General features: G+C 49.6%; 13 protein-coding genes and 1 pseudogene. 3 read left to right on the top strand and 11 right to left on the bottom strand.

What is annotated here, in order from left to right:
• The first annotated feature begins 35 nt into the window (after positions 1-35).
• Positions 36-815 (top strand): GntR family transcriptional regulator, encoded by a 780-nt coding sequence (locus MES37_RS12180; protein ID WP_083963232.1) that lies wholly within the window; start codon positions 36-38, stop codon positions 813-815.
• Here the strand turns inward: MES37_RS12180 and MES37_RS12185 are convergent.
• On the bottom strand, positions 805-2,118 hold the full coding sequence (locus tag MES37_RS12185) for a 6-phospho-beta-glucosidase (protein WP_064541377.1): 1,314 nt from the start codon (positions 2,116-2,118) through the stop codon (positions 805-807). The genes MES37_RS12180 and MES37_RS12185 overlap by 11 nt on opposite strands.
• Positions 2,111-3,463 (bottom strand): PTS sugar transporter subunit IIC, encoded by a 1,353-nt coding sequence (locus MES37_RS12190; protein ID WP_237931520.1) that lies wholly within the window; start codon positions 3,461-3,463, stop codon positions 2,111-2,113. The genes MES37_RS12185 and MES37_RS12190 overlap by 8 nt, the downstream gene beginning before the upstream one ends.
• A 289-nt stretch (positions 3,464-3,752) precedes the next feature.
• Between MES37_RS12190 and MES37_RS12195 the strand changes: the two genes are divergently transcribed.
• Positions 3,753-4,061 (top strand): PTS sugar transporter subunit IIB, encoded by a 309-nt coding sequence (locus tag MES37_RS12195; RefSeq protein ID WP_064541379.1) that lies wholly within the window; start codon positions 3,753-3,755, stop codon positions 4,059-4,061.
• A gap of 3 nt (positions 4,062-4,064) precedes the next feature.
• Positions 4,065-4,382: a PTS lactose/cellobiose transporter subunit IIA gene (locus MES37_RS12200; protein ID WP_064541387.1), complete on the top strand. Its 318-nt coding sequence runs from the start codon at positions 4,065-4,067 to the stop codon at positions 4,380-4,382.
• A 69-nt stretch (positions 4,383-4,451) separates the two neighbouring features.
• Here MES37_RS12200 and rpoC read toward each other — a convergent pair whose 3' ends face one another.
• The 9 genes and pseudogenes from rpoC to tuf all read right to left on the bottom strand — a co-directional run.
• Positions 4,452-8,678: a DNA-directed RNA polymerase subunit beta' gene (gene rpoC / locus MES37_RS12205; RefSeq protein WP_064541391.1), complete on the bottom strand. Its 4,227-nt coding sequence runs from the start codon at positions 8,676-8,678 to the stop codon at positions 4,452-4,454.
• Positions 8,679-8,763: 85 nt separating this feature from the next.
• On the bottom strand, positions 8,764-12,792 hold the full coding sequence (gene rpoB, locus MES37_RS12210) for a DNA-directed RNA polymerase subunit beta (protein WP_064541394.1): 4,029 nt from the start codon (positions 12,790-12,792) through the stop codon (positions 8,764-8,766).
• Between the two features lie 325 nt (positions 12,793-13,117).
• A complete protein-coding gene (gene rplL, locus MES37_RS12215) occupies positions 13,118-13,483 on the bottom strand; it encodes a 50S ribosomal protein L7/L12 (protein ID WP_034461801.1) in 366 nt (121 codons plus the stop codon).
• A 66-nt stretch (positions 13,484-13,549) separates the two neighbouring features.
• Entirely contained in the window at positions 13,550-14,047 is a 498-nt protein-coding gene (rplJ, locus tag MES37_RS12220; RefSeq protein WP_034461803.1) for a 50S ribosomal protein L10, read from the bottom strand.
• 295 nt (positions 14,048-14,342) lie between these two features.
• A complete protein-coding gene (rplA, locus tag MES37_RS12225; protein ID WP_064541398.1) occupies positions 14,343-15,047 on the bottom strand; it encodes a 50S ribosomal protein L1 in 705 nt (234 codons plus the stop codon).
• 3 nt (positions 15,048-15,050) lie between these two features.
• Positions 15,051-15,479: a 50S ribosomal protein L11 gene (gene rplK / locus MES37_RS12230; protein ID WP_064541401.1), complete on the bottom strand. Its 429-nt coding sequence runs from the start codon at positions 15,477-15,479 to the stop codon at positions 15,051-15,053.
• A gap of 159 nt (positions 15,480-15,638) precedes the next feature.
• The gene (gene nusG / locus MES37_RS12235) at positions 15,639-16,184 is read right to left on the bottom strand and encodes a transcription termination/antitermination protein NusG (protein ID WP_034461806.1); all 546 of its coding nucleotides are present in this window, start codon (positions 16,182-16,184) and stop codon (positions 15,639-15,641) included.
• 1 nt (position 16,185) lies between these two features.
• Positions 16,186-16,569, bottom strand: coding sequence for a preprotein translocase subunit SecE (gene secE / locus MES37_RS12240; RefSeq protein WP_034461807.1), 384 nt, complete (start codon positions 16,567-16,569; stop codon positions 16,186-16,188).
• Positions 16,570-16,804: 235 nt separating this feature from the next.
• Positions 16,805-16,962, bottom strand: a pseudogene (gene tuf, locus MES37_RS12245) (elongation factor Tu); the annotation flags it as partial.

Genomic DNA, 16,962 nt, shown 5'->3' on the forward strand with positions numbered 1-16,962 from the left:
ATGGAACTTGCGCCGCGCCGGAAAATTGCTTTAGCATGCCGACACTCGCACTTTTATTCGTTAACAACCCTATCGGGGGAACCATGAAACCGGTGTACATCCTTATTCGCGATACGCTGAAAAGCGATATTCAGAACCAAAAGTACCCGGTTGGCTCCCTGATCCCTTCTGAACGCGAACTGGCGGAAACCTACCAGGTCACGCGTGCTACGGTGCAAAAAGCCATTGCCCATATGGAACAAGAAGGCCTGGTTAAAAAAGTGGTCGGCAAAGGTACCTACGTAAATCGCGCTTTTGCGCCACCGGTTTATTTGCTCAACCCAGACGGCGAAAGCAGTGCGCTAGGCGTCACGAAAGAACTCAGTGGCAAAGTCACCATCACCAGCCGGCTGATTTACCATGTCCAGCAACCAGCCGGTGAATACCTTGCAAACCAGTTTGGCGTGCCTGAAAACGAGCCTGTACATGCTATCCGCCGCGTTCGCCTGTTTGATGGCACGCCGGTGCTAGTTGAGGACAGCTACATTCCGTTAGCGATTGTCGATGCCATTGACGACGACGTTCTGCAAAACCACTCGCTTTACGCCTTCATCGAAGAGAAGTGCCAGCAAAAAATCGGCGGCACAGACTCAATGGTAGGAGCCAGCTTGTTTGACGATGTAATGGCGGCCCTGCTAGACATCCCCGTTAACTCCCCCATGTTGCACATCAAAGAGAGCACCTGGCTTGAGGACGGCACGGTGTTTAACTACTCGTGGAGTTACAACCGTGGCGACCTCTTCAGAATGCGCAGCCGTAAAAATCTCATTCCTTAAAGAATTGCGGCAGATATTCGCGGTGCGCTTCGAGTAATTCATCAAGCACCACTTTTGCTACTTTTCCCGAAGGAACCAACGGGTTCAGGGTTAACGCTTGCAAAGCTGCACCGTAGTCACCGGTGACAGCGGCTTCGACCGCCATTTCTTCCCAGGCTTTCATCAGAGAAACTAAACCTGAAACAGTGGCAGGCAACGGATCGTTGTTCAGCGGAATCGCACCGTAGCGCCCAATAACGCAGGTCGTTTCAATGGCGACGTTATCCGGCAGTGAACGAATTGCCCCGTTGTTGCGCACGTTAACTGTCATCAGGAGATTTTTATCGTTGTAAATTGCACTGATTAGCTCGCAGGCTGCTTCGGAGTAATAAGCCCCACCGCGCTGCTCAAGCAGTTTTGGTTTTTCATGCAGCTGTGGATTTCTGTACAGCTCAAATAACTCATGCTCAACCGCTTGCACCACTTCGCCACGCGTTCCATGTTCTTCGAATTCCTGAAGCTGCTTTTCCAGCACATCACTGGTGGCGTAGTAATACTGGTGATATGGGCATGGGATCACGCCAAGATGCTGGATTTGCTCCTGAAGCCACGGAATGTCCGGGATATTTTTCGGTTTGTGTTCAGTGTCATATTTAAGGTTTTTCAGCACCTCTGGCATGACATCTTTGCCATCCATGTAGACATGGGTGCCATACAGGAAATGGTTTAAGCCAACGAGTTGCAGCAAGAAGCGAGATTTATCTACACCGAGAATTTCTGCCACCATGCGTTGCATTGACTGGGATAAATTACATAGCCCAACGCATTTAATTTTGCTGTGCTTGATAACCGCTTCAGTGACGATGCCACTCGGATTGGTGAAGTTAATCAGCCACGCGTCCGGACAAAGCTCTTCCATGTCGCGGCAGATATCCAGAATGACCGGAATGGTGCGCAAAGCTTTGGCCAGCCCGCCCGCACCGTTTGTCTCCTGCCCAATTAGCCCATGTGACAATGGAATACGTTCGTCTTTAATACGCGCATCAAGTTGCCCCACACGTAGTTGGGTGGTGACAAAATCAGCATCTTTCAGCGCTTCTCGCCTGTCGAGGGTGAGATGTACCTGGCAGTCGATGCCAGCAGCCTCAACCATGCGTTTTGCCAGGTTACCAACAATCTCGAGCTTTTCGCGTCCGGCTTCTACGTCCACGAGCCAGATTTCTTTAATCGGCATTTCTGCATAGCGTTGGATAAAACCTTCGATAATCTCCGGCGTATATGAACTGCCGCCACCGATGGTCACTATCTTTAATTTATTATTCATTACGTAATCCTTCTTTATATTCCAGGGCTATTTCATCCTGATTAACGATATTTTCTTCCAGCTCGTTTTCTTCTCGCAGATACTGCTTATCCAGCGTCATAACGAACGGATAATAAATTGTCATCGCGACCGCGAGGTTAATGGCCTGGAACAACATACCTTTCCAGCCGCAGATTAAAAAACCGCTGATGAAAATAGGTGTAGTCCAGGGAATTTCCAGACCCGATGTCAATGGCAGCCAGCCAAAAGCCATAGCGCTATAGGTTATGACGCAAAGCACAATCGGAACGATAATAAATGGGATAAACAACAGTGGATTTAGAGCAATGGGAACGCCAAATATAATGGGCTCATTAATATTAAAAATGGCGGCTGGAGAGGCAAGTTTGGCGATTTCACGCATGCGTTTGCTCTTCGCGCGGAACAACATCACCAACAGCATCGCCAGGGTAAATCCAGTCCCGCCACAAATCAAAAACACATCACGAAACTGTTGAGTAATGATGTTGACCGGTGGTAATCCTTGTTTCATTGCCTGCATGTTTTCAAGCGTTAATGAACGCCAGATTGGCCCCATGATGGCAGTAACGATAGAGTCGCCATGCAGCCCGAAAAACCAGAAGAAGCTGACAAAGAACTCTGCAACCATCTGCGATGGTAGCGTGTTACCAAGATGCATCATCGGTGCTTGCAGCACTTTGAAAATCATCTCCTGGGCCGTACCAAACGGTGTGATTTCAAAGACCAGACGAAGCAGCCAGAAGATAACAACAATCAAAAATGACGGAATGAGCGAGCTGAAGCTATTGGCAACCGCTGGCGGAACGCTGTCCGGCATTGAAATCATCAGCCGTGGATGGTTGAACAACCTGTAGAGCCGAACCGCCACCAGCGTGACAATTAAAGACAGGAAAAGCCCCTGCGCACCAAGCGCAAAGGTCGGAATGACATCCGTGATTGCGTCGCCATTTTCTTGTGGCATTCTGAACGGCGTAACAATTAAAAAAGCCACCAGTGAAATTAACACACAGGATATTTCATTTAACTGCCAGCGCTTTGCGAGGCTGATACTGGTACTGACTACCACCAGCAATGCCATCACAGAATAAGTGGCATCAAGAATATAATTCAGTTGCCCAATAAAATGCTCTCCGAAAATTCGAATAATAAATTCGCTATAACCGGGAATAGGTAAATTCGCTATCAGCAAAAAGAAAGAACCAATAATTAAAAATGGCATAATCCGAATGAAGCCATCTTTAATGGCCGAGAGATAATCATTCCCTTCAATCTTCATTGCCAGAGGCAATATTTTCCTTTCCATAAAAGCAGTGAAATTTTGCATGTTGTGGCTCACTGTGCTGGTTTTGATGTAAGTGGTATATACCACTAAATTGAAGACTATGTAGTTCAGGGTTTTCTGTCAATGGAGCACAATGAGGTTTACCAGGATTAAGCTGGTTTTGTGAGCAGCGCCACAATCGCAAGCTACCAGGGAAACGCGATATGTAACCGGTTTCAGCTCATACGAGTTTCTTTTGTGATACCTCACACACAATCATCGCAAAGCGGTTGTTGTATCGAGGCGTCACGGATAATTATCTGTATATCCAACGGACACTGAGAGCAGATCTATGAAGAATATCGTTTTGTGTTGTGCAGCGGGTATGTCGACTAGCATTTTGGTCCAACGCATGAAGGACGCCGCTCAGAAGAAAGGTATTGAAGTCTCTATCAAGGCAGTGCCGGTTGCCGAATTCAAAGACAATATCGACACCGCCGATATTGTGCTGTTAGGCCCACAAGTTAAATATGAACACGCCAAGCTACAGGCGATTGCAGAACCCATGGGTAAAACCGTGGCTGTCATCGATATGATGGATTACGGCATGATGAAAGGCGATGTCGTGCTGGATAAAGCCATGAAAATGATGGAGTCATAAGACGTGGAAGATTTAGAAACGATTATCATGGAATTGTTGGTCAATGCCGGTAGCGCACGTAGCCAGGCACTGACAGCTCTGCAAATGGCACGCAAAGGTGATTTTGCAGCAGCTCAACAAGCGATGGAAGAATCCCGTGAGTTTGTGAAACATGCTCACAAAATCCAGACCCAGCTTATCGGCTTAGACGAAGGTACTGGCAAACTGCCAGTTAACTTGATTACTGTTCATTCGCAGGATCACCTGATGAATGCGATGGTGATTCAGGATTTAGCCGAAGACATGATTGAACTGTATCGTCGCCTGCCTTTAGCTAACTGATTTTTGATTTATTTCAGGCATAAAAAAACCGCTCTTTCGAGCGGTTTTTGTTTTTGGCGTCTCTAACGATTAATCGTTATCGCTTCCGCCCAGATTACCTGCATTCAACAATTCTGCCAGGCTGGCAGTTGCATCTGCTGCAGTCACCTGAGGTACAACTGGCGCTTCGCCCGCTGCACGACGGCGCATACGATCCTGGTGGTACGCATAACCGGTACCAGCTGGGATCAGACGACCCACGATAACGTTCTCTTTCAGGCCGCGCAGTTCGTCACGTTTACCCGCAACAGCTGCTTCGGTAAGCACACGAGTTGTCTCCTGGAACGATGCCGCGGAGATGAAGGACTCGGTTGCCAGAGAGGCTTTGGTGATACCCAGCAGATCACGCGCAAAGGTCACGTTGATCTTGCCGTTCGCTTCCAGTTCGCGGTTAGCGATCTTGACGCGAGAGTATTCAGCCTGCTCACCTTCCAGGAAGTCAGAACCACCAGCGCTAACGATAGTTGCTTTACGCAACATCTGACGCACGATGACTTCGATGTGTTTATCGTTAATCTTAACGCCTTGCAGACGGTAAACGTCCTGCACTTCGTTGGTGATGTAACGAGTCACAGCATACACGCCACGCAGACGCAGGATGTCATGCGGAGATTCTGGACCATCGGAAACAACGTCACCACGTTCAACACGTTCACCTTCGAACACGTTCAACTGGCGCCATTTCGGAATCATCTCTTCGTAAGCATCGCTGCCGTCGAGTGGAGAGATAACCAGACGGCGTTTGCCTTTGGTTTCTTTACCGAACGAGATGATACCGCTGATTTCAGCAAGGATCGCAGGCTCTTTCGGACGACGTGCTTCGAACAGATCCGCAACGCGTGGCAGACCACCGGTGATGTCCTTGGTACCACTGGATTCCTGAGGAATACGCGCCAGGGCGTCACCAGAGTGAATCTGAGTACCATCTTCCAACTGAACAATTGCTTTACCTGGCAGGAAGTACTGCGCAGACATATCGGTACCTGGAATCAGTACGTCATTGCCCTGGGCATCAACAATTTTCAGCGCTGGACGCAGATCTTTACCACCGGTGGTACGTTCTGCAGAATCCAGAACAACCAAAGATGAAAGACCTGTCAGTTCGTCGGTCTGACGAGTAATGGACTGGCCGTCGATCATGTCAGTAAAGCGGATGAAACCACTTACTTCGGAAACGACTGGCATGGTGTGCGGATCCCAGTTTGCTACGGTCTCGCCCGCTGCAATCTGCTCGCCATCACCTTTACCCATTACCGCACCATAAGGAACTTTATAGCTCTCTTTAGTACGACCGAATTCGTCAATCAGTTTCAGCTCGGTGTTACGAGAAGTGATGACCAGTTTCCCGGCAGAGTTCACAACCGACTTAGCGTTGCTGAGTTTGAGGCTACCTTTGTTCTTAACCTGAATGCTTGATTCAGCAGCAGAACGAGATGCCGCACCACCGATGTGGAACGTACGCATCGTCAGCTGAGTACCAGGTTCACCGATGGACTGTGCCGCGATAACCCCGATTGCTTCACCTTTGTTGATGATGTGGCCACGCGCAAGGTCACGACCATAGCAGTGCGCACATACGCCGAAGTCGGTTTCACAACCCACAACAGAACGTACTTTCACGCTATCAACAGAGTTAGCTTCTAACAGGTCACACATTTGCTCATGAAGCAGAGTGTTACGTGTAATCAGGATATCAGCAGTACCTGGTTTCAGGACGTCTTCAGCCGTTACACGACCCAATACGCGATCGCGCAGTGGTTCTTTAACGTCGCCGCCTTCGATAACCGGAGTCATCGTGATACCTTCCAGGGTGCCACAATCGTCTTCGGTAACAACCAGATCCTGTGCAACGTCAACCAGACGACGCGTCAGATAACCGGAGTTCGCAGTTTTCAGTGCGGTATCCGCCAGACCTTTACGAGCACCGTGCGTGGAGATGAAGTACTGGAGTACGTTCAGACCTTCACGGAAGTTCGCGGTGATTGGCGTTTCGATGATGGAGCCATCTGGCTTAGCCATCAGACCACGCATACCTGCCAACTGACGAATCTGTGCCGCAGAACCACGAGCACCGGAGTCAGCCATCATGTAAATGCTGTTGAAGGAAACTTGCTGCTCTTCGACGCCGTCACGGTTAATAACGGATTCGGTTTGCAGGTTGTCCATCATCGCTTTGGATACACGATCGTTCGCCGCAGCCCAGATATCGATAACTTTGTTATAACGCTCGCCCGCTGTTACCAGACCGGACTGGAACTGTTCCTGAATTTCAGCAACTTCAGCTTCCGCTTCAGAGATGATTTCAGTTTTCTTCGCTGGGATGACCATGTCATCGATACCAACAGAAACACCTGAACGTGCCGCATAGGCAAAGCCGGTGTACATGGTTTGGTCAGCAAAGATTACGGTCGGCTTCAGACCCAAAATGCGGTAACAAGTGTTCAGCATTTTGGAGATTGCTTTCTTACCCAACGCCTGGTTGATGATGGAGTAAGGCAGACCTTTCGGTACGATCATCCACAGAATCGCACGACCAACGGTGGTGTCGATAATGCTGGTTTTCGCAACGAACTCTTCGTTTTCGTCTTTTTCGTACTCGGTGATACGCACTTTTACACGCGCATGCAGAGAGGCCAGACCTGCGCGATAGATACGCTCAGCTTCTTTAGGGCCAGTCAGCACCATGCCTTCGCCTTTGGCGTTAACACAGTCACGGGTCATGTAGTACAGACCCAATACAACGTCCTGAGAAGGAACGATGATTGGCTCGCCGTTCGCTGGTGACAGGATGTTGTTGGTAGACATCATCAGCGCACGCGCTTCCAACTGAGCTTCAAGCGTCAGTGGAACGTGTACTGCCATTTGGTCACCATCGAAGTCGGCGTTATATGCCGCACAAACCAGCGGGTGCAGCTGGATAGCTTTACCTTCGATCAGTACTGGCTCAAATGCCTGGATACCCAAACGGTGCAGAGTTGGTGCACGGTTCAGCAGTACCGGGTGTTCGCGGATAACTTCGTCCAGGATATCCCAAACGACAGCTTCTTCGCGCTCAACCATTTTCTTCGCAGCTTTAATGGTGGTAGCAAGACCACGCAGTTCCAGCTTGCCGTAGATGAACGGTTTGAACAGCTCCAGTGCCATTTTCTTAGGCAGACCGCACTGATGCAGACGCAGGTATGGACCTACGGTGATTACAGAACGACCAGAGTAGTCAACACGTTTACCCAACAAGTTCTGACGGAAACGACCCTGCTTACCTTTGATCATATCAGCCAAAGATTTCAGAGGACGCTTGTTAGAACCGGTGATCGCACGACCGCGACGGCCGTTATCCAGCAGGGCATCTACCGCTTCTTGCAACATACGTTTTTCGTTACGTACGATGATGTCAGGAGCAGCCAGATCCAGCAGGCGTTTCAAACGGTTGTTACGGTTGATAACGCGACGATACAGATCGTTCAGATCTGACGTTGCGAAACGACCGCCATCCAGCGGAACTAATGGACGCAGATCTGGCGGCAGAACCGGCAGAACTGTCAGGATCATCCACTCTGGTTTGTTACCAGACTGAACGAACGCTTCCAGCAGTTTGATACGCTTGGTCAGCTTTTTACGTTTGGTTTCGGAGTTGGTTTCGTTCAGCTCTTCGCGCAGAGTTTCACACTCTTGCTCCAGATCCATGTTTTTCAACAAGGCCTGAATAGCTTCCGCACCCATCTTCGCATCGAATTCGTCACCGAACTCTTCCAGCGCATCCAGATACTGCTCTTCAGTCAGGATCTGACGACGCTCGAGGTTGGTCATACCGCCTTCGATAACCACATAAGATTCGAAGTAAAGTACACGTTCGATATCACGCAGTGGCATATCCAGCAGCAAGCCGATACGAGACGGCAGTGACTTCAGGAACCAAATGTGTGCAGTTGGGGAAGCCAGCTCGATGTGACCCATGCGCTCACGGCGCACCTTAGTTTGGGTTACTTCAACGCCGCACTTCTCACAAATTACACCACGGTGTTTCAGGCGCTTGTACTTACCGCACAGGCACTCATAGTCTTTTACTGGCCCAAAAATACGAGCACAGAACAGACCGTCACGTTCTGGTTTGAACGTACGATAGTTAATGGTTTCCGGCTTTTTAACTTCGCCGAACGACCAAGAACGGATCATGTCTGGCGATGCCAGAGCGATTTTGATCGCATCAAACTCTTCGGTCTTAGTTTGCGCTTTCAGAAACTTAAGTAAGTCTTTCACGGATTAGCTCCCGTCGGAGTGAGACTTCTCAGAGACGTCCGGTGTGACCCGGACATCCTGTAACCAGTACAGCAGATGCGAGTAATTACTCGTCTTCCAGCTCGATGTTGATACCCAGCGAACGGATTTCTTTCAACAATACGTTGAAGGATTCCGGCATGCCTGGTTCCATCTGATGGTTACCATCCACGATGTTTTTATACATCTTGGTACGGCCATTAACGTCATCAGATTTAACAGTCAGCATTTCCTGCAGGGTATAAGCAGCACCGTAAGCTTCCAGCGCCCACACTTCCATCTCACCGAAGCGTTGACCACCGAACTGAGCCTTACCACCCAGCGGCTGCTGAGTAACCAGGCTGTAAGAACCGGTAGAACGCGCGTGCATTTTGTCATCAACCAAGTGGTTCAGTTTCAGCATGTACATGTAACCTACGGTTACTGGACGCTCAAACTGCTCACCACTGCGGCCGTCGAACAGTGTGATCTGGCCAGAAGTCGGCAGGTCACCCAGTTTCAGCAGCTCTTTGATTTCCGACTCTTTTGCACCGTCGAAGACAGGAGTAGCAATCGGCATACCTTTTTTCAGGTTCTCAGCCAGACGCAGAACTTCATCATCAGTGAAGGTGTTCAGGTCAACTTTCTGACGAATATCAGAACCCAAATCATAGGCTTTCTGGATGAATTCACGCAGCTTGGAAACTTCTTCCTGCTTCTTCAGCATAGCGTTGATTTTCTCGCCGATGCCTTTAGCAGCCATACCCAAGTGGGTTTCCAGAATCTGACCGATGTTCATACGAGATGGTACGCCCAACGGGTTCAGTACGATGTCTACCGGCGTGCCGTTTTCATCGTAAGGCATATCTTCGATCGGGTTGATCTTGGAGATAACACCTTTGTTCCCGTGACGACCTGCCATCTTGTCACCAGGCTGGATCTGACGTTTAACGGCCAGATACACTTTAACGATTTTCAGCACGCCAGGTGCCAGGTCATCGCCCTGAGTGATTTTGCGGCGCTTAGCTTCAAGTTTCTTCTCAAACTCGTGCTTCAGCTCGTCGTACTGCTCTGCCAGCTGTTCCAGCTGGTTTTGCTTCTCTTCGTCAGTCAGACCCAGTTCCAACCAGCGATCGCGTGGCAATTTGTCGAGCTTCTCAGCTTCAACACCGCCAGCAACCAGCACAGCATGGATACGAGCAAACAGACCAGCTTCAAAGATCTGCAGTTCTTCAGTCAGGTCTTTCTTCGCCTGCTTCAGTTGCATCTCTTCGATTTCCAGCGCGCGCTTGTCTTTTTCCACGCCATCGCGGGTAAAGACCTGCACATCGATAACGGTACCGGAAACGCCGTTTGGTACGCGCAGAGAAGAGTCTTTAACGTCAGACGCTTTCTCACCGAAGATTGCACGCAGCAGCTTCTCTTCTGGAGTCAGCTGGGTTTCGCCTTTAGGCGTTACCTTACCAACCAGAATGTCGCCACCGGTCACTTCAGCACCGATATAAACGATACCGGATTCATCCAGTTTAGAGAGAGCTGCTTCACCCACGTTCGGGATGTCAGCGGTGATCTCTTCTGGCCCCAGCTTGGTGTCACGAGACACACATGCCAGTTCCTGGATGTGAATAGTGGTGAAACGATCTTCCTGAACAACACGCTCGGATACGAGGATGGAGTCTTCGAAGTTGTAACCGTTCCACGGCATGAACGCTACGCGCATGTTCTGGCCAAGAGCCAGTTCACCGAGGTCAGTAGACGGACCGTCTGCCAACACATCGCCACGTTCAACAGGTTCGCCCAAAGAAACACATGGCATCTGGTTGATGCAGGTGTTCTGGTTCGAACGGGTGTATTTGGTCAGGTTGTAGATGTCGATACCAGCTTCACCAGCCAGCATTTCGTCTTCGTTAACTTTGATAACGATACGAGACGCATCAACGTACTGAACAGTACCGCCACGTTTAGCAACCGCAGTAACACCGGAGTCAACGGCAACAGCACGTTCCATACCAGTACCAACCAGCGGCTTATCAGCACGCAGAGTTGGAACGGCCTGACGTTGCATGTTCGCACCCATCAATGCACGGTTGGCGTCATCGTGTTCCAGGAACGGGATCAGGGACGCACCGACGGAAACTACCTGTTGGGTAGAAACGTCCATGTAGTCAACCTGGTCGTTGCTGAACAAGCTGGATTCGCCTTTACTACGGCAAGTTACCAGGTCGTCTACGAAACGGCCTTCTTCGTCCAGATTGGTGTTCGCCTGAGCAATAACGTAGTTACCTTCTTCAATTGCAGAAAGGTAATGGATTTCGTCAGTGACAACACCTTCAACAACGCGACGATACGGAGTTTCTAAGAAACCGTATTCGTTAGTCTGTGCATAAACAGACAGGGAGTTGATCAGACCGATGTTCGGACCTTCAGGGGTTTCGATTGGACATACACGACCGTAGTGGGTTGGGTGTACGTCACGTACTTCGAAGCCTGCACGCTCACGGGTCAAACCACCCGGGCCGAGTGCGGAGATACGACGTTTGTGCGTAATCTCAGACAACGGGTTGTTCTGGTCCATAAACTGAGACAGCTGGCTGGAACCGAAGAACTCTTTAACCGCAGCAGAGATAGGCTTGGCGTTGATCATATCCTGAGGCATCAGGGTATCGAGATCGCCCAGAGACAGACGCTCTTTCACCGCACGCTCAACACGTACCAGGCCAACGCGGAATTGGTTTTCCGCCATTTCGCCTACGGAACGGATACGACGGTTACCGAGGTGGTCGATATCATCCACTTCGCCTTGACCGTTACGAATGCCGATCAGCTTACGCATTACCTGGATGATGTCGTCTTTGCTCAGGATACCTGAACCTTCGATCTCATCACGCAGCAGGGAACGGTTGAACTTCATACGACCAACCGCTGACAAGTCATAACGGTCTTCGGAGAAGAACAGGTTCTCGAACAGGTTTTCAGCCGCTTCGCGAGTTGGTGGCTCGCCAGGACGCATCATGCGATAGATTTCAACCAGTGCGCTAAGGCGATCGTTGGTTGGGTCGACACGGATGGTCTCAGAAATGTATGCGCCGTGATCCAGGTCGTTGGTAAACAGCGTTTCGATACGCTTATGACCACACTGGCTCAGTTTTGCCAACAGATCCAAAGACAGTTCCATGTTCGCCGGGCAAATCAGTTCGCCAGTCGATGCATCAACGTAGTCTTTAGCCGCGACTTTACCAGCAATGTATTCAACCGGAACTTCGATAAGCTTAATATCGTCTTTTTCCAGCTGGCGAATATGACGCGCTGTAATACGGCGGCTTTTTTCGACATAGATTTTGCCGTTAGCTTCGATGTCAAAGGATGCAGTCTCACCACGAAGGCGTTCTGGCACCAATTCCATCTGCAGCTTGTTGTCACGGATTTCGAAATAAACTTTCTCAAAGAACAGATCAAGAATCTGCTCAGTGGTGAACTGCAATGCACGCAGAATGATAGTCGCAGGCAGTTTGCGGCGACGGTCGATACGCACGAACAGGTTGTCTTTCGGGTCGAATTCGAAATCCAGCCAGGAACCACGGTAAGGGATGATACGTGCGTTATACAGCACCTTCCCGGAAGAGTGGGTTTTACCTTTGTCACTATCGAAGAACACGCCTGGGCTACGGTGTAACTGAGAAACGATAACACGCTCAGTACCGTTGATAACGAAGGTGCCGTTATCAGTCATGAGTGGAATTTCACCCATGTAGACTTCTTGTTCTTTAATATCTTTAACGGTGCCTTCCGGCGCTTCACGCTCGTAGATCACCAGACGCAGTTTTACGCGAAGGGGAGCGGAATACGTCACGCCGCGGATCTGACATTCTTTAACGTCAAATACCGGCTCACCCAGACGATAGCTCACATATTGCAGCTCAGAGTTACCGCTGTAGCTTGCAATAGGGAACACGGAACGGAAAGCCGCTTCCAGACCGTACTGGCCTTCAGGATCTTGCTCGATGAACTTCTGGAACGAGTCAAGCTGGATAGAAAGGAGATAAGGAATGTCCAAAACTTGTGGACGCTTTCCAAAATCCTTACGAATACGTTTTTTCTCGGTATAGGAGTAAACCATTAGGGTTCCTCAGCTCGCTGACAAGTCGACCCATCTGCCCGACAAGGGGACAGTTTGTGCAACACTATTTTGTGGACCGGAAAGTGGAACACTTTCCGCAATACCTGTTTCTATCACTCTTAAACCATTTCGCTACGCTTTACCCCGGAACTCCCGGCGTAGAAAGTCGTAGTATATTAAGGCGTAGATAGAGACAAACATTGAATGGAAACCAGCAGTCAAACAGTGTGAAACGCTACTGGTACCCTACAGCGCAAAAAGGCTGGTGACTAAAAAGTCACCAGCCATCAGCCTAATTTCTCAGGCTGCAACCGGAAAGGTTGGCTTATTTAACTTCAACTTCAGCGCCAGCTTCTTCCAGAGATTTTTTCAGTGCTTCTGCGTCATCTTTGCTCACGCCTTCTTTCAGCGCAGCTGGAGCGGATTCAACCAGGTCTTTAGCTTCTTTCAAGCCCAGACCAGTTGCGCTACGTACTGCTTTGATGACGGCAACTTTGTTAGCGCCAGCAGCTTTCAGAATAACGTCGAACTCAGTTTTCTCTTCTACAGCTTCAGCAGCAGCAGCAGGGCCTGCAACAGCAGCAGCAGCGGAAACACCGAATTTTTCTTCCATTGCAGAAATCAGTTCAACAATGTCCATTACAGACATAGCGGATACTGCTTCAATGATTTGATCTTTAGTGATAGACATAACAATTGTTCCTGAAAATCAGAATAAGTTTATACGTAAGCAAATGCGTGAGAAAGAAAAGTGCTATTAAGCAGCTTCTTTCTGATCGCGTACAGCAGCCAGAGTGCGAACCAGTTTGCCTGCAGAGGCTTCTTTCATGGTTGCCATCAGGCGTGCGATTGCTTCTTCGTAAGTTGGCAGAGTTGCCAGGCGATCGATCTGGGCCGCCGGGATCAGCTCACCTTCAAAGGCTGCAGCTTTAACCTCGAATTTTGCATTCGCTTTAGCGAATTCTTTGAACAGACGAGCAGCAGCGCCCGGGTGTTCCATAGAATATGCAATCAAGGTTGGACCAACAAACGTGTCTTTCAGGCACTCAAACTGAGTACCTTCAACAACGCGGCGCAGCAGGGTGTTACGAACAACACGCATGTAAACGCCAGCTTCACGACCTGCTTTACGCAGTTCAGTCATTTTACCTACGGTCACGCCACGGGAATCCGCAACAACCGCAGACAGCGCACCTTTGGCTACTTCGCTGACTTCAGCAACAATCGCTTGTTTGTCTTGAAGATTTAAAGCCATTAGCTTTGCTCCTGGATATTAGCCGGGGTTTCCCCCGGAACTCACTTCATTCATTACCAAAACGATAATGAACGTCGACATACGGTGAGCAGAAACAAGCCAAAGACTATCAAAAATATTCTTCAGGTTCTGTCACCGTCTACGCAGGGGATTAAGTCTCTTGCGAAACTCCTGCGGTCTTGGACGGAGGCCTGGATAAGGCCAGGCTCCAACCGAAAATTCTGTGTGCCCTGCATTGCAAGGCAACGGGCGTAAGATTTTAGACTAATCGAACGCCCGCGTAAAGCAGTGAATCTTAGTTCACTACTGCGCTCAGACCAGACTGGTCGATCGCAACACCTGCACCCATAGTGGTAGACAGGCTAACTTTCTTAATGAAAACGCCTTTAGCTTGAGATGGTTTAGCTTTTTTCAGCGCAACCAGCAGAGCTTCCAGGTTTTCTTTCAGTTTGTCAGTGTCAAAATCCACTTTACCGATGGTGGTGTGAATGATGCCGTTTTTGTCGTTACGGTAACGAACCTGACCAGCTTTAGCGTTCTTAACCGCTTCAGCAACGTTAGGAGTTACAGTACCAACTTTCGGGTTAGGCATCAGGCCACGTGGACCCAGAACCTGGCCCAGTTGGCCAACAACGCGCATTGCATCTGGAGATGCGATAACAACGTCAAAGTTCATTTCGCCTTTTTTGATCTGGTCAGCCAGATCTTCCATACCTACCAGCTCAGCGCCAGCAGCTTTAGCTGCTTCAGCGTTAGGGCCTTGGGCAAATACGGCTACGCGAACTGAACGGCCAGTACCGTGCGGCAGTACAGTTGCACCACGTACGTTCTGGTCAGATTTACGAGCGTCGATGCCGAGGTTTACAGCAACGTCAACGCTTTCTACGAATTTCGCAGTGGCCAGCTCTTTGAGCAGAGCAACGGCTTCGTTGATGTCATACTGTTTAGTTGCATCAACTTTGTCACGGATCACGCGCATGCGCTTGGTCAGTTTAGCCATTTCTTAATCCTCCACTACCAGGCCCATGGAACGAGCAGTACCTTCGATGGAGCGAGTCATCGCTTCAACGTCAGAACCAGTCATGTCCGCAGCTTTGGTTTCTGCGATTTCACGCACCTGAGCACGGGTCACTTTACCCACTTTGTCTTTGTTCGGCTTGCCAGAACCAGACTTGATACCTGCAGCTTTCTTCAACAGAACAGCAGCTGGTGGAGTTTTAGTAACGAAAGTGAAAGAACGGTCAGCGTAAACGGTAATAACAACCGGAATTGGCAGACCTTTCTCCATGGAATCAGTTTTGGCGTTGAACGCTTTACAGAATTCCATGATGTTCACACCTTGCTGACCCAGAGCTGGACCAACTGGTGGACTTGGGTTCGCCATACCAGCTGCAACTTGCAGCTTGACGTAGGCTTGTACTTTCTTAGCCATCTTAATTTCCTCTAGTGGGTTATAGCGCCTTACACAATGAAGGCTCCCCGTGAATAAATCGTTTCATACGTACAAGACGCATAAAAACAAAAGGCGCGAAATTGTAGTCCAATCTCGCGCCTTGTGCAACGAATAATCGCTGCTTTTACAACCTAATTATTAGGCTTTCTCTACCTGAGCAAAATCCAGCTCAACCGGCGTAGCACGACCAAAGATAGATACAGAAACCTTCAAGCGGCTCTTTTCGTAATCTACTTCTTCAACCACACCGTTAAAGTCGGCAAATGGACCATCACTGACGCGTACCATTTCGCCTGGCTCAAACAGCGTTTTAGGACGCGGCTTGTCACCAACCTGCTGCAGGCGGTTCATAATCGCATCAACTTCTTTATCGCTGATTGGTGCAGGACGGTCAGATGTACCGCCGATGAAACCCATCACTCGAGGCACGCTGCGCACCAGGTGCCAGCTAGCATCGTTCATTACCATCTGGACCAGAACATAGCCCGGGAAGAATTTACGTTCGCTTTTGCGACGTTGGCCACCACGAATTTCGACCACTTCTTCGGTCGGAACCATGACTTCACCAAACAACTCTTCCATGTTGTGCAATTTGATATGCTCACGCAGCGATGTTGCTACGCGGCCTTCAAAACCGGAAAACGCCTGAACGACGTACCAGCGCATTTTAGGGGCTTCAGACATCTCAGAACCTCAGGCCAGTAATAAAAGAAACCAGGCGGACAAGAATACCGTCCAGCCCCCACAAAATCAGTGACATTACAGCTGTAACAGCCGCCACGATTAAGGTGGTGTGTAAAGTCTCCTGCCGAGTTGGCCAAATCACTTTACGAACTTCGGTTCTCGCTTCGCGGGCGAAAGCAACTGTCGCTTTGCCTTTCGTCGTTAACAGCGCGACACCACCCGCTGCAGCAATCAGCACAACCACTGCCAGGGCACGCAGAGGCAGAGACACATCACGATAAATGTAGTTGCCCACGATCGCCACAATAAGCAGAGCAGCAACTGCCAGCCATTTCATCGCTTCCAGGCCGCGCCCGCTTCCTTGAGCTTCGGTATTCGCACTCATAAACCAACCCGTCACAGTAATTCAGACAAACATTTTTGCCCCGCATATGCGAGGCAAAACCAAACCGAACGGCTATTACTCAGGTGCTATTCGGTATAACGCCATCTTCAGAGCCTGTCTCAGCAATGATTATGAGTAAAAAATCACTGATGAGCCAGGTTCTGGGTAGAGAGCGTACAAAAAGGGCATCAAATGATGCCCTTTTCTTGCGCGTTGCGTCAAATGTTATCAGCGATTAAGCGATAACTTTAGCAACAACGCCCGCACCTACAGTACGGCCGCCTTCACGGATTGCGAAACGCAGACCGTCATCCATCGCGATTGGGTGGATCAGGGTAACAACCATTTTGATGTTGTCGCCCGGCATTACCATCTCAACGCCTTCTGGCAGTT

Source organism: Buttiauxella sp. S19-1, from assembly GCF_022134725.1.
GTDB classification, from domain to species: Bacteria; Pseudomonadota; Gammaproteobacteria; order Enterobacterales; family Enterobacteriaceae; genus Buttiauxella; species Buttiauxella ferragutiae.

Excerpts from the sequence above, each read along its gene's own strand:
- MES37_RS12180 (WP_083963232.1), top strand. The coding sequence starts at position 36 with ATGCCGACACTCGCACTTTTATTCGTTAACAACCCTATCGGGGGAACC.
- MES37_RS12185 (WP_064541377.1), bottom strand. The coding sequence starts at position 2,118 with ATGAATAATAAATTAAAGATAGTGACCATCGGTGGCGGCAGTTCATAT.
- MES37_RS12190 (WP_237931520.1), bottom strand. The coding sequence starts at position 3,463 with ATGCAAAATTTCACTGCTTTTATGGAAAGGAAAATATTGCCTCTGGCA.
- MES37_RS12195 (WP_064541379.1), top strand. The coding sequence starts at position 3,753 with ATGAAGAATATCGTTTTGTGTTGTGCAGCGGGTATGTCGACTAGCATT.
- rpoB (WP_064541394.1), bottom strand. The coding sequence starts at position 12,792 with ATGGTTTACTCCTATACCGAGAAAAAACGTATTCGTAAGGATTTTGGA.
- rplL (WP_034461801.1), bottom strand. The coding sequence starts at position 13,483 with ATGTCTATCACTAAAGATCAAATCATTGAAGCAGTATCCGCTATGTCT.
- rplJ (WP_034461803.1), bottom strand. The coding sequence starts at position 14,047 with ATGGCTTTAAATCTTCAAGACAAACAAGCGATTGTTGCTGAAGTCAGC.
- rplA (WP_064541398.1), bottom strand. The coding sequence starts at position 15,047 with ATGGCTAAACTGACCAAGCGCATGCGCGTGATCCGTGACAAAGTTGAT.
- rplK (WP_064541401.1), bottom strand. The coding sequence starts at position 15,479 with ATGGCTAAGAAAGTACAAGCCTACGTCAAGCTGCAAGTTGCAGCTGGT.
- nusG (WP_034461806.1), bottom strand. The coding sequence starts at position 16,184 with ATGTCTGAAGCCCCTAAAATGCGCTGGTACGTCGTTCAGGCGTTTTCC.
- secE (WP_034461807.1), bottom strand. The coding sequence starts at position 16,569 with ATGAGTGCGAATACCGAAGCTCAAGGAAGCGGGCGCGGCCTGGAAGCG.